This window comes from Streptomyces sp. NPDC014907, from assembly GCF_055562975.1.
Window position 1 is genome coordinate 1 of sequence record NZ_JBVHEG010000019.1, and the last position, 20213, is coordinate 20213.

Below are 20213 nucleotides of genomic sequence, written 5' to 3' on the forward strand. Positions count from 1 at the left end.
GACGTGCGGGGTGACGGGGAGGACGTTAGGCGCGCCGACGCACACCACATGGTGCGCATCGGGCCGGGCAGGATGAACGCGTGAGCGACACGGCGAAGGAGGTCGGCTTCGGAGCCGGCGTGTCCGGCGAGGGCTCCCTCTTCTCCGGGAGCACCGATGTGGCGCGAGACGGGCGGAGAGCACTGTACGCGGCTCGGCGTCGGTGCGGCGACGGTTTCGTGTGCGGTGCCTGTGGTGCCAGTGCCGCGTCAGGCGGGTCCTGGCCCGTGTCGCCGTGCGAACCGCTCACGAGCGGCCTCGTGAGCGGTTCGCAGGAGCCGCACCACCGTGTCCGTTGTCCTCTCGCCGGGATTGACGACGGAGATCCAGCCGAGCGTGCCGTACACCGGATGCGGCATCACATGGTCGGCGGCCGCGTGGTCGCGAGGACGGCTGATGCCGCGTGGGTCCTCTCCGGTGAGCTCCTGGAACGTCGCACGGTCGACGTGGACGTTCACGCGCCAGCGGCCCGGAGGGTCGAGGTCGGAAGCGTCGTCGTCGGGATAGTCCTTGGTGACGATCGTCCCGTAGGGCTGAACGTTCTTGGGCACCCGGCCGTCGGGGGCGTAGTAGAAGAACGCGTCCCCCCACGCGAGTTCGGGGAAGTCGCCCCCCGGCCCGGGGACGAGCACGAGCGCGCCGTCGAGGTCTCGCACGGTCGCGATGATCTGTTCCATACTCATGGTTCAAGCATGACCTTCAAGTGCTTATGTGGGGTTGGCCGGTGGACGAGACCACGAACGGTTCGCGACGAGCACCGCTACGGACAGTCGAAGTCGCCAGGGAGTCGGGGTACTCGGTGCAACAGGTGCGCGACCTGGAGCGGTTGGGGGTCATCCCCCCGGCCGCTCGATCGAGCAACGGCTACCGCTCGTACACATCGGCTCACGTGCGGGCTCTTCGCGCCTATCGCGGACTCGCCGGCGCTGTCGGGCCCGTCACGGCCAGGAAGATGCTCGCGGAGCTGCGGACGGAGACGATCGCGACGGCGGCCTCGGCGATCAGCGCGGTGCACGTCCGGCTCGCGCGGGAACGGGACGAGGCTCTGCGTGCTCAAGAGGCGTTGCGTGCGATCCAGGGTGAGACGAACACCCCGGAGTTCGAGCCGGAGAGCGACGCGATGACGATCACGCAGCTGGCCGCGGCGCTCGATGTCCGCCCCTCGACCCTGCGGTTCTGGGAGCTGGAAGGACTCGTCGTCCCCGAGCGGGTCACGTCGCTGCGAGCACGCCGATACGGACTTTCGGCGATCGGGGCGGCCCGGATCGTCGCGGCCCTCCGCGGCGCCGGTTACGGCATTCCCGCGGTGCGCGACATCATGGGGTCGCTGCACCGGCTCGACGGCCTGGAAGAAACGCAACGCATCCTGCAACAACGTCTCGACCGGATCGCCATGCGGACCGTGGAACTTCTCCGCGCGGGCGCGGACTTGGCAGCCGTTGTCACATCCACTCAGAATCCGCCGATCGCCCGATAGGCCCGCCTCCGTCTCCGCCTTCGCCTTCGCCTGCGCGGAGAGTGCTCGGCGGTGCTTCCTCGGGCTCCGCGTCGTGTTCTGGTTCTGGTGTGGGGCAGGAGACGGTTCTCGGCGAAGCAGATCACTCTAACGGGTGAATGCCCGTCAGATTACGGGATAGTACATTTAGGGATGACGGCGAAGAAGGTATGTGTCTGGGCTTCAGACACGCCTGTGTACGGGCGCCCCACTCGGATTACCCGGTAGCGGAATCGCCAAGAGGGCCGACGCGGCCGTTTCTCTTTCCCACCCCAAGGACATGACCGGCTGCGGGAACACGTAGCCGAGTGCCGGTCGGCGTCCTGTCAGTCACGGCCCGGCCCACCGGGCGGCCTTCCTCCCTTCCCCGGTTGCGCGGCCGGTTTCAGGCCACCGGTGTTCTTCGACACGCCTGTGCCGGACCGCCCTTCCTTCCTTCCTTCCTTCCGGCCGACAAACCGACGAGCCGATCCACCGCTCCCCGTGCCCCCACCGCGCGAAAGGGCACGGCGCACGCCGTCACTTCCCCCGCCCGATCCCACAGAGGAGTTGCCCCATGAGCGCATGCGGTTGCGGGCAGGCCCCGATCACCATCGGCGGCTGCCGCCCCTCCACGCCGGCCTGTCCGCCCGTTCCCTGTCCCGGCTCCACGCCGGCCTGCCCGCCCGTCCCCTGCCCCGGCTCCAAGCCGTGCGAGCACTGTGAGACGACCCCGCTGCGCGACTCCGCGCCGTACCGGGTCGAAGCGACCGTGACCAGCACCGACCCGACGCCGTACTACACCATCGCCAACACCCGTGCGGCGCTGGACCCCGTCGTCGCCCAGACCATCCTGAACAGCGGAACGGGCACGTTCCCGGCCGACGACGGAACGCACAACGGCCAGCACACCTGGCTCGCCGGCGTCGTGCGCATCGACCCCGCGTCGCTGCGCGGCGACCCCACCAGCGTCACGATCGGCGCCACCGTCCACGTCCACAACGACGGCAGCAGCGCCGCCTGCCGGCTCTACGGCCGCTTCGCCCTGTGGAACGGCACCACCCCGGTCCGCACCGACCTCCTGGGCCCGCCCGACCTGCCGGCGGGCGGGGACGACAACGGGGTCATCCCGCCGACCACCGTGCCCCTCGCGGACGTGCTCGCGGGGAAGGTCGTCGTCGAGCTCAACCTGGAAACGGGCAACGACGACGCCTGCCGGGTCGGCCCCAAACAGTGGACCGTCGACAGCTTCGTCCTCACCGTCCAGGCCTCCGCCCCGGGGTGCGGCAGGCCGTTCCTCCGTACGACCTGCCGCACCTGCGAAGGCGCGGTCACCTGCACGACCGACACCCTCGACGGCTCGACCCCCTACGCCCCGGTCCCGCCGGTCGTCCCGGTCGCCTCCTGCCAGGACGGATGCGCCACCGCCCTCCCCCCGTGCCTCTCCACCGACCGGGGCAACGCCCTCACCCGGGGCAGCGACGGGTGCCTGTACGCGCCCGACACGCCCGCTCTGGACCCGTCCCCGTGCAACGCCGCACGGAACACGACCGGTGGGCTGCTCGTGCCGCGGATCGACCTGACGGGTATCGCTCCCGGCGGCAACAGCGGCGTCGAACGGTCGGTGGACATCGACGTCACCGGGACGCACGGCTGCCCCGAGAGGTGGCGGATCGGCGCCCGCCTCACGCCGGTCAGCGGATTCCGCAACGCCGAACGGCAGCACGCCGACCTCCTGGCCCGGGCCGGCACCGACGTGCCGATCCCCGAGTCCGACATCGTGCTCCCGGAAGCCGGGACGTACCACATCGACAGCGATGTGCGGTACGCGCTCGGTTCGGCCACCGGTGGCAGCGGCTACATCGTCGGCTGGCTCAGGGACGAGACCACGGACACCCTCCTGACGAGCTTCACCCAGATCGCCGCGATCAACGCGGCGAGGCAGGAGCAACAAGGCGGAACCACCCACATCATGACCGAGTACGCCGTCGCCTCCGGCCCCCGGACGGTCCGCCTGCACCTGATGTTCGTCCCCACCGGAGGCAAGATCACCGACGCCGAGGCCGGCGGCACCGACAGCAACGGCGCCACCCGGATGCGCTTCCTCAAGGTCAGGGATTAGGGCGCCCCGGTCCCGCACGCGCCCGTACGGCATCCGGCCACCGGTCCCGGCCGGGCATCCAACCGGCCACCGGACCCGGTCGGCCACCGGTCCGTTCCGGCCACCCGACCCGGCCACCAGACCTGTCCGGCCACCCGACCCGGACGGGTATCCGTCCGGGTCGGGTGGCCCTGTGTCAGCCGACCCGGACGGTCCGCTCCGTGCCGGGGCCGGGCCACGACTCCAGGCTGCGGAGGCCGCCAGGGCCGCGCGCTCCCGGACCGCCCCTCGTGTCGACGGGGCCGCGGCGTCCGGGAGCCGGCGGCCCCGTTCGCCGAAGTCGTCACTCCACCCGCCCCGGTGAGAACGCCCGTCCTCGCCGGGGCGGGACAACGGGCCCCGCGGAAGTCCTCCTGCCGGGCCGTGTATGAACGTTGTGTGTCACGCTCCGCAGACCTGTGGTCCACGGGGCGTGGCCGTGTTTACGTGGACGCGTGATCCCTTCCGCACCCTTCCCGCTCGTTCTTCGCGGAGCTGCTCCGGCGCGTGCCCTCGCCGCGCGGTGTCCCGCCGCGCGCTGAGCCGACCGCCTCCGGCCGATCCACCGGCCACCTCGGGCCGGCCCACCAGCCTCCTCGGGCCGATCCACCGGACACCTTTCCCGATCCCCGTTCGCCGCCCCGTCCCGCCCGTCCTGGACGCGGCGCGAAACCGAGCGCACCCGTACGTACAAGGAGCACCCCATGAGCCAGCCCCTCGACTCCGTCGCCGCCGGCCACACCCCCGAGGGCGAGCCCGCCGGGCCCGACACCTCGGCCTGGTCCTTCGAGACCAAGCAGATCCACGCGGGCGCGACGCCCGACCCGGCGACCGGAGCGCGGGCGACGCCGATCTACCAGACGACGTCCTTCGTGTTCCGGGACACGCGGCACGCCGCCGACCTCTTCTCGCTGGCCGAGCCCGGCAACATCTACACCCGCATCCACAACCCCACCCAGGACGTCTTCGAGCAGCGGATCGCCGCGTTGGAGGGCGGTGTCGCGGCCGTCGCGCTGTCCTCCGGGCAGGCGGCTGAGACCCTGGCGATCCTCACCCTGGCCGGAGCGGGCGACCATCTGGTGGCCAGTACCTCGCTGTACGGGGGCACGTACAACCTGTTCCGGCACACCCTGTCCAGGTTCGGCGTCGAGGTGTCCTTCGTGGACGACCCCGACGACGTCGAGGCCTGGCGGGCGGCGATCCGGCCGAACACCAAGGCGCTGTTCGCCGAGACGCTGGGCAACCCGCGCGGCGACGTCCTCGACGTGCGCGCGGTCGCCGACACGGCGCACGCGGCCGGGGTCCCGCTGATCGTGGACAACACCGTGCCCACGCCCTACCTGCTCCGGCCCCTCGAGCACGGCGCCGACATCGTCGTCCACTCGGCGACGAAGTTCCTCGGCGGACACGGCACGACCGTCGCGGGCGTCGTCGTGGACGGCGGCACCTTCGACTTCGGGGCGCACCCCGACCGCTTCCCCGACTTCACCGAGCCCGACCCCAGCTACCACGGCCTCCGGTACTGGCCGGCGCTCGGCCCGGGGGCCTTCGCGGTCAAGCTGCGCGTACAACTGCTGCGCGACCTCGGCCCCGCCCTCTCCCCGCACTCCGCCTTCCTGCTGCTGCAGGGCGTGGAGACGCTGAGCCTGCGCATCGAGCGGCACTCCGCCAACGCGCAGGCCCTCGCCGAATGGCTGGAGCAGCGCGACGAGGTCGCCGCCGTGCACTACCCGGGCCTGCCGTCCAACCGCTGGTACGAGGCGGGCCGGCGCTACCTGCCGCGCGGCGCGGGCGCGGTGCTCTCCTTCGAACTGCGGGACGGCGTCGAGGCCGGCAAGCGGTTCGTGGACGCCGTCGAACTGTTCAGCCACCTGGCCAACATCGGGGACGTGCGCAGCCTGATCATCCACCCGGCGTCCACCACCCACAGCCAGCTGGACGGGGCGCAGCTCGCGGCGACCGGCGCCACTCCCGGCCTGGTGCGCCTGTCGGTGGGCCTGGAGAACCTCGCCGACCTCAAGGCGGACCTGGAAGCGGGCTTCCGGGCGGCCAAGGGAGCGGCCGGAGACGCGTCCTGAGCACCGTCCTGCCGCCGTCCGAGATCCCCCTCCCGCCGGCCTCCGGGGCCTGGCGGGAGGGGGACCCGGCCGGGCGGCGCCGGTGGTACGCGCGTGAGACGCCGCTGGGCCTCGAGGCGGGCGGCGAACTGCCCGGAGTACGGCTGGCGTTCGAGACCTGGGGGACGCTCGCGCCGAACCGCGACAACGCGGTGCTCGTGCTGCACGCCCTCACCGGCGACAGCCACGCCGCCGGTCCGGCCGGCCCCGGACACCCCACCCCCGGCTGGTGGGACGGGCTCGTCGGGCCGGGACGCGCGCTGGACACGGACCGTCTGTTCGTCGTGGCGCCCAACGTGCTGGGCGGCTGCCAGGGCAGCACCGGGCCGTCCTCGCGCCGGGCGGACGGCCACCGCTGGGGCGGTGACTTCCCCTTCCTGACCCTCCGCGACCAGGTAGCGGCCGAGGCGGGTCTCGCCGACGTGCTCGGCGTGGACCGCTGGGCGCTGGTGATCGGCGGCTCGATGGGCGGGATGCGGGCGCTGGAGTGGGCCGTGTCCCACCCGGAGCGCACCGGCGCGCTGCTGCTGCTCGCCACGGCGGCCGCCGCGAGCGCCGAGCAGATCGCCTGGGCGTCGGTCCAGCTGCACGCGATCCGCGCCGATCCCCACTGGCGGGGCGGCCACTACCACGACACCGGCCGGGGCCCGCACGCCGGGCTGAGCCTCGCCCGCCGCCTGGCCCAGATCACCTACCGCAGCGAGCCCGAACTCGCCGTCCGCTTCGGCCGCGCCGCCCAGGACGCGGAGGACCCCTGGCGCGGGGGCCGCTACCGGGTCGAGTCCTACCTCGACCACCACGCGGCCAAACTGGTCCGCCGCTTCGACGCGGGCAGTTACGTCGTGCTGGCCGAGGCCATGAACAGCCACGACGTCGGCCGGGGCCGGGGCGGCATCCGGGCGGCACTGCGCCGGGTGACCGCGCCGACCCTCGTCGCCGGCATCGACTCCGACCGCCTCTACCCGCCGTCCCAGCAGGCGGAGCTGGCGGCGGGCATTCCCGGGGCCGACCGCCCGCGCGTCCTCGGGTCGCCCCACGGCCACGACGGGTTCCTCATCGAGGTGGAACAGGTGAGCGAACTGGTGGCCGAACTGCTCCGCTGACCGGCCTCGGTACCCGGCCGGGCACGGGCAGAGGGGACGCCCCGCCGGACCGGCCCGTGCCGCCGGGACCTTCCCCTTCCGTTCTCTCCCGGTCCTTCCGGTCCTTCTCGGTCCGGCGCCCGGCCGCCGGCACGCCACTCCGGGCCGAGCGGGCCGCGTGCGGACCGGCCCGGCCCGAGGGGGTGTCAGGCGGCCATGATGAGGGCGAGGGTGCGCTGGAGCCGGCGGACCGCTTCCTCGGCTTCGGCGTACTGCTGGAGGGTGGGGGTGAAGGCGCCGAAGGTGGGGCCGTCCTCGGCGGGCAGGGCGCGCCAGTGCAGGATCGGGGTGAGCGCGGTGACGGCCGCGCCGATGAACCAGGCCAGGCGCCCGTGCACGTGGGCGAGGGCGATGGCCAGGGCGGCGAGTGCCTCGCGCAGGTGTGCCAGCCGGGCGACCTCGGGCAGTTCCCGGCAGGACGACGAGGCCCCGACGGCGGCGTGCAGGTCGGCGTTGGCCTTCCCGGCGATGTCCCGGTCGGCGGAGGTGACGACCCACGCCTTCTCCAGGATCTGCCGTTCGGCTTCCTCCGCCAGGTCCTCTATGAGCGTCCGCATGTCCACGCCCCGCACTCTATGGCCGCGTGGTGCCCGTGGGCGAGCCCGGCAGACGGCCCGGCCGCCCGTTTTTCCCGGTCGGGCGGGACGCCGACGCCCCCGGAAGGCGGCCGTGCCCGGCAGTGGCAGGCCGCCGAAGCCGCGCGTGCGGCCGTGATCCGTCGCGTCCGTGCCGAGCGCTACGGGAGGACCGGTACGTTCCGTACCCCCGGGCGCCGTCATGCGGACCGGTGCGCGAGGCGCCTCCCGGGCGCCGCCGGTGTGCTCCCGGCCGTGGGGCCCCCCCCCCCGGGGGGGGCCCCCCCCGGGGGGGGGCGGGGCGGCCCGGGGGGGGGGGGGGGGGCGGGGCCCCCCCCGGGGGCGCGGGGGGGGGGCCCCGGGCGGGGCCCCCCCCGGGCGGGGCGGCCCCACGACCGGAAGCGGTCCGCTGGTCTCCGCTCCGGTGCGCGATAGGCGCCGACGGCCCGGAAAGGACCGTTACTTGCGCAGCTGGCGCCAGGTGGACGGTCCGACGATGCCGTCCGCTCCGATCCCACGGTTGCGCTGGAACGCGGTGACCGCGCTCTTGGTCCCGGAGCCGAACTGCCCGTCGACCGTCAGGCTCTGACCGTGGTAGTTGAGGAGGCACTGGATCTCCCGGACCCGGTCACCGGTGGCTCCCTGGCTGATGATGACGTTCCACGCCCAGCTGTAGCCCGCGGTGAGTCCCGCGTAGTCCACGCCCACCTTCCAGTAGACGGAGCACGAAGCGGCCGAGGAGGCCGCCGAGTTCCGCCCCGTCTCCGTCGAGGCGACCGCCGCGCCGGGGCCGGCCAGCACGGCTCCGAGGGCGAGGGCCGAGCAGACGGCCGCCCCTGTGAACGCGCCGCGGAAACGGGTCGAGGACCACATGGCCATGCTTTCTCCTTGAGAGAACCAGTTCGTGAGGGATCAGCCCGAGCCGGGTTGACGCGGCGACACCTTGACACGGCACCGGAAGGCCCACCAGGGACATCGGCCTGTTCCGGACAGAACGAAGCTGTCCCGCGGCCGTCTTGCCCGGCCGCGCGTCGTGAGGGTCACGCACCCCGGCGCCACCGGGGCCCGCCGGCGGGCGACGAACGTCTCCTTCCCGCCCCCGGACGGTGAGCCGGCCGCCGGCCCGGCGCCCGGGGCTTCGTCCTCTTCCGTGCCCGCGCCGCAGGTGGGCACGGGAACGGAAGGGTTCCGGATGTTCCGGCGGAGCGGGACGGCGCCCCGGTGCGCGAAACTCCCGGAGCACATGTGACCCGTGGGTCCTGGGAGCACGGGCATCACGGCAGTTCCCGGTGGGAAACGGCGGAGGGCGCCCGGCGGGCCGAAAACCCTCGTTCGTCCTCAGCGGCGGCGGCCACCGAAGATGGCCCGGAGTGGCAGTGCGGGGCCGCCACGGCGCCGGAACGGCCTCCTCGCGCGATCACCGGACCCGCCGCCGAACAGGAAGTCCCGGAACCGGACGGCCTTCCCGCGCTCCTCCCGCCCGGGGGCCGGGGCGTTCGCCCGGACCCCGGGCTTCCGCTCCCGGCTACCTCCCTTTGCGGTCCGCGGAGGAGGCGGGCGTCTTCGCCAGCGCCTCGACGGTCTCCTCCAGCTCGCCGACCCTGCGGCGCAGCCGTACCAGCTCCTCGCGCTCGGCCGCGGTCAGCGCGCCCGCCGGCTCCTGCCCCCGCTCCGCCGCCAGCTCCTCCGCGATCGCCGCCGCGAACGCGTCCACGTCCTCCTCGGTGGTGTCGAAGGAGGTCATCCAGCGGACCTCGCCCGCCTGCTCGTCCCAGGTGTAGAAGCGGAAACGCTTCTGGAGGCGCTCGGTGACGGCCGGCGGCAGGACGGCGAAGATCTGGTTGGCCTGCACCGGGCGGCGGATGTCCAGGCCCGGCAGTTCGCGGACCGCCTCGTACAGCCGCCGGGTCATCGCGTTGGAGCGGGCCGCCGAACGCAACCAGAGGTCGCCGCCGAGCAGCGCCTCGAACTGCACCGACAGGAAACGCATCTTGGAACCCAGCTGCATGCTCGTCTTGCGCAGACGCGCCGTGCCGCGCACCGCGTCCTCGGCGAGGACGATCACCGCCTCGCCGAAGAGGAGCCCGTTCTTGGTGCCGCCGAGGGAGAGGACGTCCACGCCGGCGTCGGTGGTCATCTCGCGCAGGGACGCGCCGAGGGTGGCGGCGGCGTTGGCGAGCCGGGCGCCGTCCAGGTGGACGCGCATGCCGAGGCCGTGCGCGTGGTCGCAGATCGCGCGGATCTCGTCCGGCGTGTAGCAGGTGCCGAGTTCGGTGGACTGGGCTATCGAGACGACCGCGGGCCGGGCCCGGTGCTCGTCCTCGAAGCCCCACGCCTGGCGGTCGATCAGCTCGGGGGTGAGCTTGCCGTCCCACGCGGGCACCGTCAGGAGCTTGATCCCGGCGACCTTCTCGGGCGCCCCGCCCTCGTCGACGTTGATGTGGGCCGACTCGGCGCAGACCACGGCGTCCCAGCGGGCGAGCATGGCCTGGAGCGCGACCACGTTCGCGCCGGTGCCGTTGAAGACCGGGTACGTGTGCGCGGTGGGGCCGAAGTGTCCGCGCACCACTTCCTGGAGGCGTTCGGTGTAGACGTCGCCGCCGTAGCTGACCTGGTGGCCGCCGTTGGCCAGGGCGATCGCCGCGAGGACCTCGGGGTGCGCCCCCGCGTAGTTGTCGCTGGCGAAGCCGCGCTCGTCCGGGTCGTGCCGTCGCTGTACGGTCATGGTGCTCGCTCACTCGTCTCGGTCGTACGGGGTGGGACGCGTACGGTCCGGACGGGCGCCGGCCGGGCCGGTGCCGGGCCCGTCCGCGCGCGGGACTTCTCCGGGCCGCGCGCCCACGGGGGGTGCGGCGGGTCCGGGCGGGGCGAAGAGCACCGCGCGGACCGGCCGACCGGTCGTCGCCGCGCCGCGCCCGGGTGTGCCCGGGGGGCGGGCCCCGGCCCGCCGGGGCCCGGTACGGCTCGCCGGGGGCGAGCGCCGGCGCGCCGCCCGGCAGGGACCGGACACGTGATCGCGGCCTCGATCTTTCTATCCGGGCGTCTTGATCCCGGTCAATGGATCACCGTAAAAATATCCGCGAAAACGCATCCGAGCCGCATATTTTTCGGAACGAGGACCCGTCGGCGCCGGCTCGGACCCCGGACACGGCCTCGCGTTCCCCACCTCCGGCGGTTCCAACCCGCTGCCTCCCCGCTCTCCGCCCCCCGCTCCGGCGGCGGGCCGGCGGCGGTCCGGGGGCCGGGCTCCTTCGCGGGGCTTCGCCCCCGCCCACTCAGGGGGAGGGGGGATCGTCACCGCGCCGGGTTTCGACGAGGAGGAGGGCGACGTCGTCCGGGTCGTCGGGGCGGCGCATGGAGTCGACGAGCCGGGCGCAGGTGGCACCGAGCGGGGAGTCCGCGGGGCCGAGGGTCCGCAGGAGGAGCCCGAGACGTTCGTCGATGGCGTCGTCCCGGGTTTCGACCAGGCCGTCGGTGTAGAACAGGAGCCGGTCGCCGGGACGCAGCAGGAAGGAGACGGTGTCGAAGTCGACACCGCCGACGCCGAGCGGGGCGCCCGCGGGCAGGCGCAGCAGCCGGGGCGGATGCCCGGGACGGGCGAGGACCGGGGGGAGGTGCCCGGCGTTGGCGATGCGGCACCGCCCGGTGCGGGGGTCGTAGGTGGCGTAGAGGCAGGTGGCGATGTAGTGCTCCAGGCCATGGGTGAGGTCGTCCAGGTGGTGGAGGATCTCGCCGGGGGGCAGGTCGAGGGCGGCGTAGGCGCGGGCGGCGGTGCACAGCCGGCCCATGGTGGCGGCGGCGTCGATGCCGTTGCCCATGACGTCGCCGATGACCAGGGCGGTCTTGTCGCCGGTCAGCGGGATGACGTCGTACCAGTCGCCGCCGATCTCGTTGGCCGCCTGGGCCGGCCGGTAGAGCGAGGCGATCTCCAGGCCGGGGCGTTGCGGGGAGGCGGGCGGCAGGAGGCTCCGCTGGAGGGTCTCGGCGGCGGTGCGCACGTTCTGGTGCCAGCGGGCGTTGGCGATGGCGATGGCGGCCCGGGCGGCCAGCTCGCGGGCGAGCAGGACGTCGTCCGCGTCGAAGGGCTCGGGGTTGCGGAAGCGCAGCAGGTCGAAGGCGCCGAGGACCTCGTCGCGGGCGATGAGCGGCACCGCGAGGTAGGAGTGCGCGCCGGCCCGGGCGAGGACACCGGCGGCTTCCGGGTCGCGGGCGATGCGCCGCAGGTCCTGTTCGTCGCAGCGGGCCACGAGGACGGGCTGCCCGGTGCGCACGCACCGGGTGATCAGCCGGTCCGGGCTGTAGGCGGCGACCTCGCCCACCGGGTCGGCCGCGGCGGTGACGCCGGTGGGGAAGGCGGAGGCGACGGCCAGGGCCCGGAACAGCTCGGGTCCCTCCCTGTCCGCGGACGGCACGCGCCTGCGGCAGGACAGGACGTCGTCCAGGATGTCGACCGCGGTGATGTCCGCGAGTTCCGGGACCGCGAGTTCGGCGAGCTCCCGGGCGGTCTGTTCGACCCCCAGCGTCGTGCCCACCCGGGCGGAGGCGTCCGCGATCAGGGCGAGCCGCCGCCGGGCCCGCTCGGCCTCGGCGGCGACCAGGTGGCGCTCGGTGACGTCGACGACCGAGGACGCCACCCCGATCACCCGCCCCCCGGGCCCGTGGAGCCGGTAGTACGACACGGACCAGGCGTGATCGTGACCGGGGTCGGCGTGCGTGCGGCCGACGACGTACTGGTCGATGAGCGGTTCGCCCGTCTCCAGGACGTGCCGCAGCGCCCGCTCGACCGTCTCCAGCCCGTCGTACGGGTGGATGTCGCGCGGCCGGCGGCCGATGTGGTCGGCGGCGGGCACCCCGTTGATCCGCTCCAGCGCCGGATTGACCAGCCGGTACCGGAGGTCCGTGTCCAGCAGGGCGAACCCCACCGGCGCCTGGGACACCATCTGCTCCGACAGCGCCAGCCGGCTCTCCACCTCGTGCAGCGTGGTCTGGTCGACGGCGATCCCCAGCGCGTACACGTCTCCGAGGTCGTCCAGCAGCCGCATGTTGCGGAACTCCACCCGTCGCTCCGTGCCGTCCCGGTGCCGTACGGGGAAGACCCCGGCCCAGTCCCGCCCGGTGCCCATCACCTCGGCGAACAGCTCCGTCGCCCGCGGGCGGTTCTCCTCGCTGAGCAGCAGCCGCGCCGCGTACTGCCCCAGCGCCTCCTCGGCCGTGTATCCGAAGGTGTCGGTGGCCTGCGGGCTCCAGAACACGATCCTTCCCCCGGCGTCCACCACGATCGCCGCGACGTTCAGGAAGTCCAGCAGGCCGCCGGGCCCCTCCCAGGCCGCGTCGGTTTCGCGACCCGCGGCTCCAGGACCGCCGGTCTCGGACGGCGCATCGTCAGCCATCGACCGCTCCCTCCGCTCCGCGCGGGCATCGAACGGAGCACCGCCCGGGCGAGCTCTCCCCACCATGCTGCCCTGTCCCGGCCGCGGCGGCACGAATTCGGCCGGACGGGCGGGCCCGGGGACCCGCCGCCCGCCCGGCGCCCCTCGCGGCGCCCCGTACCGCCGGACCGACGGCGGAACGACGTGGCACGGCCGCCGGGCCGCCCGGGCGACGGCCGTGCCCGGCGCCACGGCCGTAAAGGCCCCGGGACGGAACGACACCGCCCGCCGGGCCGCCGGACCCGCCGCACGGACGCCGCCGGTCACGGCCCCGCCGGGCAGGCGGGACCTCCGGCACGCGCCCTAGGTGTATTGCCCTGTGAGGTTGGGGACGCGGCTGGCGGGTGGTTTGCCTGCGAGCGCGGTGTGTCCGCGGTGGTGATTGTAGGAGTGGAGCCAGCCGGGAACGCTTCGCGGCGTTCGTTTTCTGACCGGTAGGGGCGGGCGTAGGCCCATTCGTCGAGCAGGGTGCGGTTGAAGCGTTCGACCTTGCCGTTGGTCTGGGGCCGGTAGGGCCGGGTTCGCTTATGGGTGATCCCGGTCGCTGCCAGGGTGTCGCGCCAGTCGCGTGAGCGGTAGCAGGAGCCGTTGTCGGTCAGGACGCGTTCGACGGTGATCCCGGCGCCGGTGAAGAACGCGTGGGCCCGCTGCCAGAAGACGGTGGCGGTCTCCTTCTTCTCGTCCGCGTGGATCTCGCTGCAGGCGAGGCGGGAGTGGTCGTCGACGGCGGTGTGCAGGTAGCTGTAGCCGGCGTTCTCGCGGGTCCTGCGGCCTGCTTGCCGGCCCAGGACTTTGTGTCCGCCGCCGTCGGGGATGTTGCCGAGTTCCTTGATGTCGACGTGCACGAGCTCGCCGGGCTTCTCGCGTTCGTAGCGGCGTACGACGCGGCCCGTGGCCCGGTCCAGATGCGTCAGGCGGGCCAGGCCGTAGCGGGTCAGCACACGGTGGACGGTGGAGGGCACCAGGTTCAGCAGGTGTGCGATGCGGGCCGGTCCCCAGCGGCGCAGGACGCGGACCTTGATGATCCGCCGTTCAGTGCGAGTCGGTGTCCGCCGGGGGCTGCCGTGCGGGCGGGAAGAGCGGCAGCCCAACCCGCGCGCCCCGATGCGGTTGCGTGCGGCTCCTGGTTCCAAAATGATCACCAGGGCTCGCAGTCGCGGGGTCGAGGCGGCGGCCGTGAGGAGAGTCGTGGAAGACGTCATCCAGTACCTCCTGGACACCAATGGTCCGGACGAGACTCCGCCGGAGCTCCCCGACGAGCAGCTCCTCGCGCAGATCGAAAAAGAGCACGGCGTCCAGCTGCCCGCCGGACTCCGAGAATTCCTGCTCCGTATCGGAGACGTCGAGCGCGGGCGCCTGGAACCCGTCACCGTCACGGACGAGGGCACGCACACGTACCTGCCGGAGCTCATGGCCATCGCCTGGGACCAGGGCGTCCCACACGACCTGGTCGTCCTGTGCGAGGACGAAGGCGACTTCTACCTCGTCGGCCCCGACGGCGCTGTCGTCCTCTGGAGGTGCATCGGAGAGGGCGGCCTCACGGAGGACCGCTGGGAGTCGGTATGGGACTGGGCACGCGACGAGTGGCTTCGCTTTTGACCTCCGAAATCGGGCGGTGAGGCCGTCGTCGCCGGGACCGGGAGCTCGTCGAAGTAACCGTCGAGGAGCAGAGGTATCGCCGTCATCGTCAGCTGGCCTTCCGGGACGGGGTGGCCGATGGACGGAGCACGCGTCCAGAATGGTCCGGCTCCGCCGGCCCGGTCGGCGACCTGATGGCCATGGACGCGTGGCTGGCCACCGCGCTACGAGACGCCTCCGCACGGCGAGCGGCACTGTGTGCTGCCCGACTGCCCGTGGTGGACGACGGGGCCCGGGTCGGTGTTGTGGCGGCGGCACAACATCCGCTGGTGCGACAACGGCCATCCCGAGCTGCCGGACGACCAGTTGGTCGAGTGGTTCGGGCGGCTGGAGCCGCGGCGCGATCCCTGCATCCGGTTTCACGACCTGGGGCGCCAGGTCCGCTTGGAGGTGCAGTTCGGGCTGCAGCACCGGGCTGACATCGGGGACCGGCATACGGCCCCGCGCCCGGTGACCCGCGCGCCGAGTTGGATCCGCGAATCGGGCGTGCACGGTCTGATGGACTGGGACGAGACGCAGTGGTGGGAGTTCTGCCACGTCGCGCGCAAGGGCTACCAGTCGCTGTCCCACGCCTTCATCCGCGACACCCGCTTCGATGCGCAGCGGCTGTTGAGCGCCGACGATCCACGGGCTGACCGGTTCCCGCGTGACAGCTGGGATCTGCGGCTGCTCGACCTGGCCAACGAGGACTGCTGCCGCCTGCACTTCGGCGGCAGCAGTCCTGGCTGCGGGACCTGACCAAGCGGTGGGCCTGCCGGCGGCTGACCCGCGGCAGCAACCCGGCCGGTCCGACCACGAGCGTCCAGGCCATCGCCCGCGGTCAGCCCCGCACGTGCAGCCCGAAACCCGTGCGGCCCGCGGGCTCCAGTCCCTCCTTCAGATGCAGCGAGGGAATCTCGTAGTCACCGAAGTTCTGCCGCCGAAACGCGATCGGCTCGGTCGACTCCAGGGTGAGCAGGCGCTGCTCCCATGCCTTGGCGACGCCCGGGTACTCCTCGTCAGCCATCCGGTCGGTGCCGTACAGCACGAACGGCGGCAGCACCTCGATGCCGGGGTAGTAGAGGATGCCGTGGTGGATCGGGAACAGCAGATCGTCAATGGGGCCGTTGATCCCGCGGGCGGCGTAATGCGACTCCGGGCCGCCGACGGTCACCGACAGCAGGGCCCTGCGGCCCGCGAGGGTTCCTTCGCCGAAGCGCTCGCCGTACTTGGTGTCGCTGTGCTCGCCGACGCCGTACGCGAAGTGGAAGGTGAACACCCGGTCCACCCAGCCCTTGAGGATCGCGGGCATCGTGTACCACCACAGCGGGAACTGGAAGATGATCGTGTCGGCCCACAGCAGCTTCTCCTGCTCGGTGCGGACGTCCGGGGTGAGCGTCCCGGCGTCGAAGGCCCGGCCCGAGTCCCGCGCGACTTTCAGCGGACTCGAGGCGTGAGGGCCGTAGTCCGCGGCGTCCACGACCGCCTTCCAGTTCATCGCGTACAGATCGCTCACCCGCACCTCGTGCCCGGCGTTCTCCAATGTGGACACCGCGAGGTCCTTCAGCGAACTGTTGAGCGACTTCGGCTCCGGGTGGGCGTAGACGATCAGCGTCTTCATGGGAACTCCTTCGGATCGGATGTCCTCGATCCTGGGCGCCGCGGCGCCCGGCGTTCAGGGGCGCCGCTTCCGTCGGACTGGACTTCCTGGTAATGGCAGTACCACCTCCGCGGGCAACGGCGAGGCCATACTGGGAGGCATGGACGATCTTGCGAGCTTCCTGCGGACTCGGCGTTCCAGGGTCGACCCGGCGGCCGTCGGCATCCCCACCGACAGTCGCCGCCGGGTCGAAGGGCTGCGCCGAGAAGAGGTCGCGCACCTGTCCGGAGTCAGCGTCGACTACTACGTACGCCTGGAGCAGGGCCGTGCGACCCAGCCCTCCGAGCAGGTCCTCGACGCGCTCGCCCGCGTCCTCGGCCTCGACGAGACCGAACGCGGGCACATCTCCCGGCTCGCCCGGCAGCGCCGTCGCCGCGCGAAGGCGCCGGGTGGGCGGGTCCGGCCGGAGCTGCTGCGCGTCCTCGACCTGGTCGCCGACGCACCCGCGCTGATCATGGACCACCACCTGGACGTGCTCGCTGGCAACCGCCTGGCCGGGCTCCTCTTCGGCCGGCCGATGCCGGGCCTGAACACCGCCCGGCACATCTTCCTTGAGGAGGCCGAGCGCGGCCTTTACGCGGAATGGGAGAAGTGCACCCTCGACGTGGTCGGGCATCTGCGCCTGGCCGCCGGCAAGTACCCCGGGGACCCCCGCCTGGCCTCGCTCATCGGCGAGCTGGCGATGGGCAGCGAGCGTTTCCGCCGTCTCTGGGCCCGCGCGGACGTGCGTGCACGCACACATGGACGCAAGGCGTACCGGCACCCGCTGGTCGGACTGCTGGAACTGCACCAGGAAAACTTCGCACTACCAGACGAATCAGGCATGGAGCTGCTGGTGCTGTCCGCGACCCCCGGCAGCCCCGCCGAGGACGGGCTGCGCTTGCTCGCGGGCCTGGGCGCGGACCGCGGCGACGCGCATCCCACAGCGAACGCTCAGGTCCGCAAGTAGCTCAACAACGTCCGCTCACCGCCGGGAACGCCTCAACAGTGGCGGCTTTCCGGTCCCCGGCCTGGCTGAAATCCCGGAGTGGGTTCCGGGGCTTCAGCCTGACACGACTCAAGGGCCGCGCTCAGGCAATGGTGCACAGGTCAAGTACATGTCCTTGACGCAAACGGCCTGGTCAGAAGCGGTTCTCACCACTCAAGCCAGACATGAGCCAGTGCACCGGGCGGTTCTCGATGTGCTTGCCCGCGAGGATGCGGGTGGTCCAGGGTTGGCGGATCGTGATGCTCCGCATCCAGGAGCCGGGCGAGGTCGTCCTTGTCGCGGGCGCGGCGGGCGCGGCGGGCGCGGCGGGCGCGGCGGGCGACGGTGCGGGCGGCGCCGCCCTGTTCGGCGTCGGTGCCGGCGTTCAGGGCCAGGGCCGTGGCCTTGGCGCTCTGGTCGAAGTCGTCGAACACGGCGGTTTCCTACGCGGCCTTGGCGGTGGTCGGGCGCGGGCGCTTCCGCGCGAGGTGGAGGAGCTCGCGGTTGCGGCGCTGCTGCTCGGGGGTGAGCGGCCGGGCCCGGGAGCCGTCGCGGTGCCACAGCGGGGAGGCCGGCGGTTCGGGGTAGGCCAGGGCGCGGTCGATGTCGCGGTCGGTATTGGTCATCGGTGCCTCCAAGGGTGGAGGGAGGAGGTCAGGCGTGGTCCTTGCTCTTGCCGCTCTTGGGCGGGTCGGAGACGAACCGGGCCGCGCCCGGGTTGGCGGCGTTCCAGCTCTCCGCGCACGTCTTGTGCACGGGCTCGTCGTCGTGGGAGCGCAGCGGGTGGTCTTCTGGCACAGCACCCACCGCTCGGGCCGGGCGAAGTGCGCCTCGTCGTGCCAGTCCAGGAGGCGGGCCGGTACGACGGGCGGCTCGGACGCTGCGAGGGCAGGGCGGCGGGTGCGGCGAGCTGCTTGTGCGGGGCGACGGCGTGGATCGCCCAGCCGGTCAGGGGCAGGGCGGCGGTGGTGGTGATCAGGAGGGTGCGCGGGCCGAACCGGCCCCGGGGGTGCAGGACGGAGTCCGTACTGGGGATCTCCCTCTCGTCTCGTACGGGATGGGTGACCCGGGACGGTCGACTGGTTTTCCGGCCTTGGCGGCCGTCCCGGGGCGGAACTACAGCGCGAGGTCGCTGCGGGTGGTCCAGCTGTAGGGGCTCTTCCAGGGGCCGGCCTTCGCGGCCGTCCACTCCATCTCCCAGCCGGGCCGCAGCCCGCGCGCTCCCCAGCTGTCCGGCTGCCTGCCGGGGACCTCGAGGCCGGCCGTGTGCGCGGCGAGCGCGGCGTCGTAGACCTCGTGGGCGCGGCGCAGGGCCGTGGTGGGGGAGCCCGCCTCGCCGGTGAAGACGTGCAGCCCCCGCGGGGCCGGGTTGGCGGTGTCGTGTATCGGGACGTCGACCTCGTAGAACTCGTGGTTGGACTCGCGGCGCTGGCTGGCCTTCGCGACCAGGTCGCGCAGCTCGGCGCGGGCCTGGTCGTCGGGGCGGGGGGTCATGTTGGGCTCCCGGGGAGTTGAGGGACGATGTGTCTGCCCCCTGCTCCTTCGTGGAGCGGGGTTGGGAGGCCCGGGGTGGCCGGCGAGGTTGGTAGCCGGTAGGCGGCCGCCCCGGGGCGTCACCAGACGCGGCCGTTGTGGGTGGACGCCTTCAGGCCGAGGTGACCGGCGCCGCGCACGCGGACGGAGCCGTTGTGGGTGCGGGCGGCGAGGCGGCCGGAGGAGGCCGGGGTGGCGCTGATCGTCACGTCGCCGTTGTGGGTGCGGGCGGAGCCGCGGTGGCCGTTGTAGGCGCCGATGCTGGTGGACCCGTTGTGGGTGCTCGCCTCCAGCTCCGTCTCGACGCGGTCGATGAGGACGGAGCCGTTGTGGGTCTCGGCCTCCAGGACCTTCACGCCGCCTGCCTGGAGCGATCCGTTGTGGGCGTCGAAGCGGATGGCCTCCAGGTCGCCGCGCACGGTCGTCCCGGCGTTTGAAGGAACTACGAGCCGCCGACGCCAAGGAGCTCGCCCAGTTAAAAGCCGACGCCGAGGCACTGGTCGGTGCCCCACACCAGGCCACGATGGAGAACCTTCACCTTCGTCAGCAGCTCGCCGATCGCCATGCTGTGATCCGCGCACTGCCCACGCAGACCCCACTCGGTGGATAGTCGGGCTGCCGCCGAAAACGGAGCTGGCGGCAGCCCTCGTAGTGGCCGTGGCCGTGGACAAGCCGACGGTCTGTTCCTCGGAGGCGCCGCGGGCGGGACGCCGGCACAGCTGTGGCGCATCAGTCAGTATCGAGGCCGTCGATCAGGCGGTTGAGGAACCGGGAGAAGGTGGCGTCGGGAGTGAGGGGGCGTCCGGGAGCGGAAAGGGCTTCGGCGAGTTCCGGGTGGCAACCGTCGGCGGCGACAGCGGCGAGGTAGCGGCCCTCGGCTGCGGCCTGGTCCGGTGATCGTGGGACTGCGGCCTGCGCGATCTCATGGGTAACGTGCCCGGCCACGAATGCGGTGATCTGGGCGAAGACCTCTAGTTTCGCCGCACCGTCCAGCCCGGTGGGCCGCAGGACGGCGAGCACGTGTTCCAGGAAGGCCAGCGTGTTGGGACCCGGAACGCGACGGGTGGACAAGGCGACGGGCAGCCAAGGGTGGCGCAGCATGTGGGCGCGCTGCAGGCGGGCCACGGTCTTCAGATCGGTACGCCAGTCGCCGCTCGGTGGGTTCGTGACCGTGAGTTCGCCGCTGACGTGGTCGACCATCAGTTCCAGCAGCGTCTCCTTGTCGGGGGCGTAGCTGTAGAGCGACATGACGCCCGCCCCGACCTCGGCGGCCACCCGCCGCATGGTGACCGCACCGATTCCTTCCGCGTCCGCCAGAGCGACGGCCGCCGCGGTGATCGCCTCCCGACTGAAGGAGGGCCTGCGGCCCCTGCGTGGCCCGGTGGGGCGCAGCCAGAGCTGTTCGGGACCGACGCTCTCGGCACCGGACTTTCCGTCGCTGGACATGACCTCGCAGTCCTTCCCCTGGTTGTTGAGGCGGCTCTTGTCGAGGTCATCCAAGCATCCCCTATTCTCGTACC

The 20213-nt window shown here is 72.7% G+C and carries 19 protein-coding genes and 1 pseudogene; 7 read left to right on the plus strand and 13 right to left on the minus strand.

The features are described 5' to 3' along the window. Positions 1 to 248: 248 nt before the first annotated feature. Entirely contained in the window at positions 249 to 716 is a 468-nt protein-coding gene (locus ACZ3IL_RS28585; protein ID WP_467395015.1) for a DUF6194 family protein, read from the minus strand. 32 nt (positions 717 to 748) lie between these two features. Here ACZ3IL_RS28585 and ACZ3IL_RS28590 point away from each other — a divergent pair, with 32 nt between their 5' ends. From ACZ3IL_RS28590 to metX, 4 genes are all read left to right on the plus strand, one after another. After that, complete coding sequence (locus ACZ3IL_RS28590) at positions 749 to 1516, plus strand: MerR family transcriptional regulator (protein ID WP_467395017.1); 768 nt, start codon at positions 749 to 751, stop codon at positions 1514 to 1516. A 574-nt stretch (positions 1517 to 2090) separates the two neighbouring features. Then, positions 2091 to 3635: a hypothetical protein gene (locus ACZ3IL_RS28595; protein ID WP_467394980.1), complete on the plus strand. Its 1545-nt coding sequence runs from the start codon at positions 2091 to 2093 to the stop codon at positions 3633 to 3635. A gap of 722 nt (positions 3636 to 4357) precedes the next feature. Then, positions 4358 to 5731, plus strand: coding sequence for a bifunctional o-acetylhomoserine/o-acetylserine sulfhydrylase (locus ACZ3IL_RS28600; protein WP_467394983.1), 1374 nt, complete (start codon positions 4358 to 4360; stop codon positions 5729 to 5731). Next, positions 5728 to 6873, plus strand: coding sequence for a homoserine O-acetyltransferase MetX (gene metX / locus ACZ3IL_RS28605; RefSeq protein WP_467395019.1), 1146 nt, complete (start codon positions 5728 to 5730; stop codon positions 6871 to 6873). The genes ACZ3IL_RS28600 and metX overlap by 4 nt, the downstream gene beginning before the upstream one ends. A 185-nt stretch (positions 6874 to 7058) precedes the next feature. On the opposite strand, the gene ACZ3IL_RS28610 is transcribed toward metX, so the two are convergent. From ACZ3IL_RS28610 to ACZ3IL_RS28630, 5 genes and pseudogenes are all read right to left on the minus strand, one after another. Continuing rightward, positions 7059 to 7469: a hypothetical protein gene (locus tag ACZ3IL_RS28610; RefSeq protein WP_467395021.1), complete on the minus strand. Its 411-nt coding sequence runs from the start codon at positions 7467 to 7469 to the stop codon at positions 7059 to 7061. A 477-nt stretch (positions 7470 to 7946) separates the two neighbouring features. Beyond that, a complete protein-coding gene (locus tag ACZ3IL_RS28615; protein WP_467394985.1) occupies positions 7947 to 8366 on the minus strand; it encodes a peptidoglycan-binding domain-containing protein in 420 nt (139 codons plus the stop codon). Positions 8367 to 9012: 646 nt separating this feature from the next. Next, the gene (locus ACZ3IL_RS28620; RefSeq protein ID WP_467394987.1) at positions 9013 to 10212 is read right to left on the minus strand and encodes a threonine aldolase family protein; all 1200 of its coding nucleotides are present in this window, start codon (positions 10210 to 10212) and stop codon (positions 9013 to 9015) included. 550 nt (positions 10213 to 10762) lie between these two features. Beyond that, positions 10763 to 12877 (minus strand): SpoIIE family protein phosphatase, encoded by a 2115-nt coding sequence (locus tag ACZ3IL_RS28625; RefSeq protein ID WP_467394989.1) that lies wholly within the window; start codon positions 12875 to 12877, stop codon positions 10763 to 10765. 342 nt (positions 12878 to 13219) lie between these two features. Further along, positions 13220 to 14118, minus strand: a pseudogene (locus tag ACZ3IL_RS28630) (IS481 family transposase). Here ACZ3IL_RS28630 and ACZ3IL_RS28635 point away from each other — a divergent pair. Both ACZ3IL_RS28635 and ACZ3IL_RS28640 read left to right on the plus strand, forming a co-directional pair. Continuing rightward, entirely contained in the window at positions 14105 to 14515 is a 411-nt protein-coding gene (locus ACZ3IL_RS28635) for an SMI1/KNR4 family protein (protein WP_467394991.1), read from the plus strand. The pseudogene ACZ3IL_RS28630 and the gene ACZ3IL_RS28635 sit on opposite strands and share 14 nt — an antisense overlap. 237 nt (positions 14516 to 14752) lie before the next feature. Then, the gene (locus tag ACZ3IL_RS28640; protein ID WP_467394993.1) at positions 14753 to 15292 is read left to right on the plus strand and encodes a hypothetical protein; all 540 of its coding nucleotides are present in this window, start codon (positions 14753 to 14755) and stop codon (positions 15290 to 15292) included. Positions 15293 to 15374: 82 nt separating this feature from the next. On the opposite strand, the gene ACZ3IL_RS28645 is transcribed toward ACZ3IL_RS28640, so the two are convergent. Continuing rightward, on the minus strand, positions 15375 to 16154 hold the full coding sequence (locus ACZ3IL_RS28645; protein ID WP_467394995.1) for an NAD(P)H-dependent oxidoreductase: 780 nt from the start codon (positions 16152 to 16154) through the stop codon (positions 15375 to 15377). Positions 16155 to 16293: 139 nt separating this feature from the next. Here ACZ3IL_RS28645 and ACZ3IL_RS28650 point away from each other — a divergent pair, with 139 nt between their 5' ends. Further along, the gene (locus tag ACZ3IL_RS28650; RefSeq protein ID WP_467394997.1) at positions 16294 to 17142 is read left to right on the plus strand and encodes a helix-turn-helix transcriptional regulator; all 849 of its coding nucleotides are present in this window, start codon (positions 16294 to 16296) and stop codon (positions 17140 to 17142) included. Between the two features lie 185 nt (positions 17143 to 17327). On the opposite strand, the gene ACZ3IL_RS28655 is transcribed toward ACZ3IL_RS28650, so the two are convergent. The 6 genes from ACZ3IL_RS28655 to ACZ3IL_RS28680 form a co-directional block, all read right to left on the minus strand. Next, complete coding sequence (locus tag ACZ3IL_RS28655) at positions 17328 to 17594, minus strand: hypothetical protein (RefSeq protein ID WP_467394999.1); 267 nt, start codon at positions 17592 to 17594, stop codon at positions 17328 to 17330. Positions 17595 to 17603: 9 nt separating this feature from the next. Next, complete coding sequence (locus ACZ3IL_RS28660) at positions 17604 to 17786, minus strand: hypothetical protein (RefSeq protein WP_467395001.1); 183 nt, start codon at positions 17784 to 17786, stop codon at positions 17604 to 17606. Positions 17787 to 17814: 28 nt separating this feature from the next. Then, entirely contained in the window at positions 17815 to 17958 is a 144-nt protein-coding gene (locus ACZ3IL_RS28665) for a hypothetical protein (protein ID WP_467395003.1), read from the minus strand. A 318-nt stretch (positions 17959 to 18276) separates the two neighbouring features. After that, entirely contained in the window at positions 18277 to 18654 is a 378-nt protein-coding gene (locus ACZ3IL_RS28670; protein ID WP_467395005.1) for a hypothetical protein, read from the minus strand. Positions 18655 to 18773: 119 nt separating this feature from the next. Continuing rightward, positions 18774 to 19112: a DUF4097 family beta strand repeat-containing protein gene (locus tag ACZ3IL_RS28675; protein ID WP_467395007.1), complete on the minus strand. Its 339-nt coding sequence runs from the start codon at positions 19110 to 19112 to the stop codon at positions 18774 to 18776. 310 nt (positions 19113 to 19422) lie between these two features. After that, the gene (locus tag ACZ3IL_RS28680; protein WP_467395023.1) at positions 19423 to 20139 is read right to left on the minus strand and encodes a TetR/AcrR family transcriptional regulator C-terminal domain-containing protein; all 717 of its coding nucleotides are present in this window, start codon (positions 20137 to 20139) and stop codon (positions 19423 to 19425) included. Positions 20140 to 20213 lie beyond the last annotated feature (74 nt).

Excerpts from the sequence above, each read along its gene's own strand:
- ACZ3IL_RS28585 (WP_467395015.1), bottom strand. The coding sequence starts at position 716 with ATGGAACAGATCATCGCGACCGTGCGAGACCTCGACGGCGCGCTCGTG.
- ACZ3IL_RS28590 (WP_467395017.1), top strand. The coding sequence starts at position 749 with ATGTGGGGTTGGCCGGTGGACGAGACCACGAACGGTTCGCGACGAGCA.
- ACZ3IL_RS28595 (WP_467394980.1), top strand. The coding sequence starts at position 2,091 with ATGAGCGCATGCGGTTGCGGGCAGGCCCCGATCACCATCGGCGGCTGC.
- ACZ3IL_RS28600 (WP_467394983.1), top strand. The coding sequence starts at position 4,358 with ATGAGCCAGCCCCTCGACTCCGTCGCCGCCGGCCACACCCCCGAGGGC.
- ACZ3IL_RS28610 (WP_467395021.1), bottom strand. The coding sequence starts at position 7,469 with ATGCGGACGCTCATAGAGGACCTGGCGGAGGAAGCCGAACGGCAGATC.
- ACZ3IL_RS28615 (WP_467394985.1), bottom strand. The coding sequence starts at position 8,366 with ATGGCCATGTGGTCCTCGACCCGTTTCCGCGGCGCGTTCACAGGGGCG.
- ACZ3IL_RS28620 (WP_467394987.1), bottom strand. The coding sequence starts at position 10,212 with ATGACCGTACAGCGACGGCACGACCCGGACGAGCGCGGCTTCGCCAGC.
- ACZ3IL_RS28625 (WP_467394989.1), bottom strand. The coding sequence starts at position 12,877 with ATGGCTGACGATGCGCCGTCCGAGACCGGCGGTCCTGGAGCCGCGGGT.
- ACZ3IL_RS28645 (WP_467394995.1), bottom strand. The coding sequence starts at position 16,154 with ATGAAGACGCTGATCGTCTACGCCCACCCGGAGCCGAAGTCGCTCAAC.
- ACZ3IL_RS28650 (WP_467394997.1), top strand. The coding sequence starts at position 16,294 with ATGGACGATCTTGCGAGCTTCCTGCGGACTCGGCGTTCCAGGGTCGAC.
- ACZ3IL_RS28660 (WP_467395001.1), bottom strand. The coding sequence starts at position 17,786 with ATGACCAATACCGACCGCGACATCGACCGCGCCCTGGCCTACCCCGAA.
- ACZ3IL_RS28670 (WP_467395005.1), bottom strand. The coding sequence starts at position 18,654 with ATGACCCCCCGCCCCGACGACCAGGCCCGCGCCGAGCTGCGCGACCTG.
- ACZ3IL_RS28680 (WP_467395023.1), bottom strand. The coding sequence starts at position 20,139 with ATGTCCAGCGACGGAAAGTCCGGTGCCGAGAGCGTCGGTCCCGAACAG.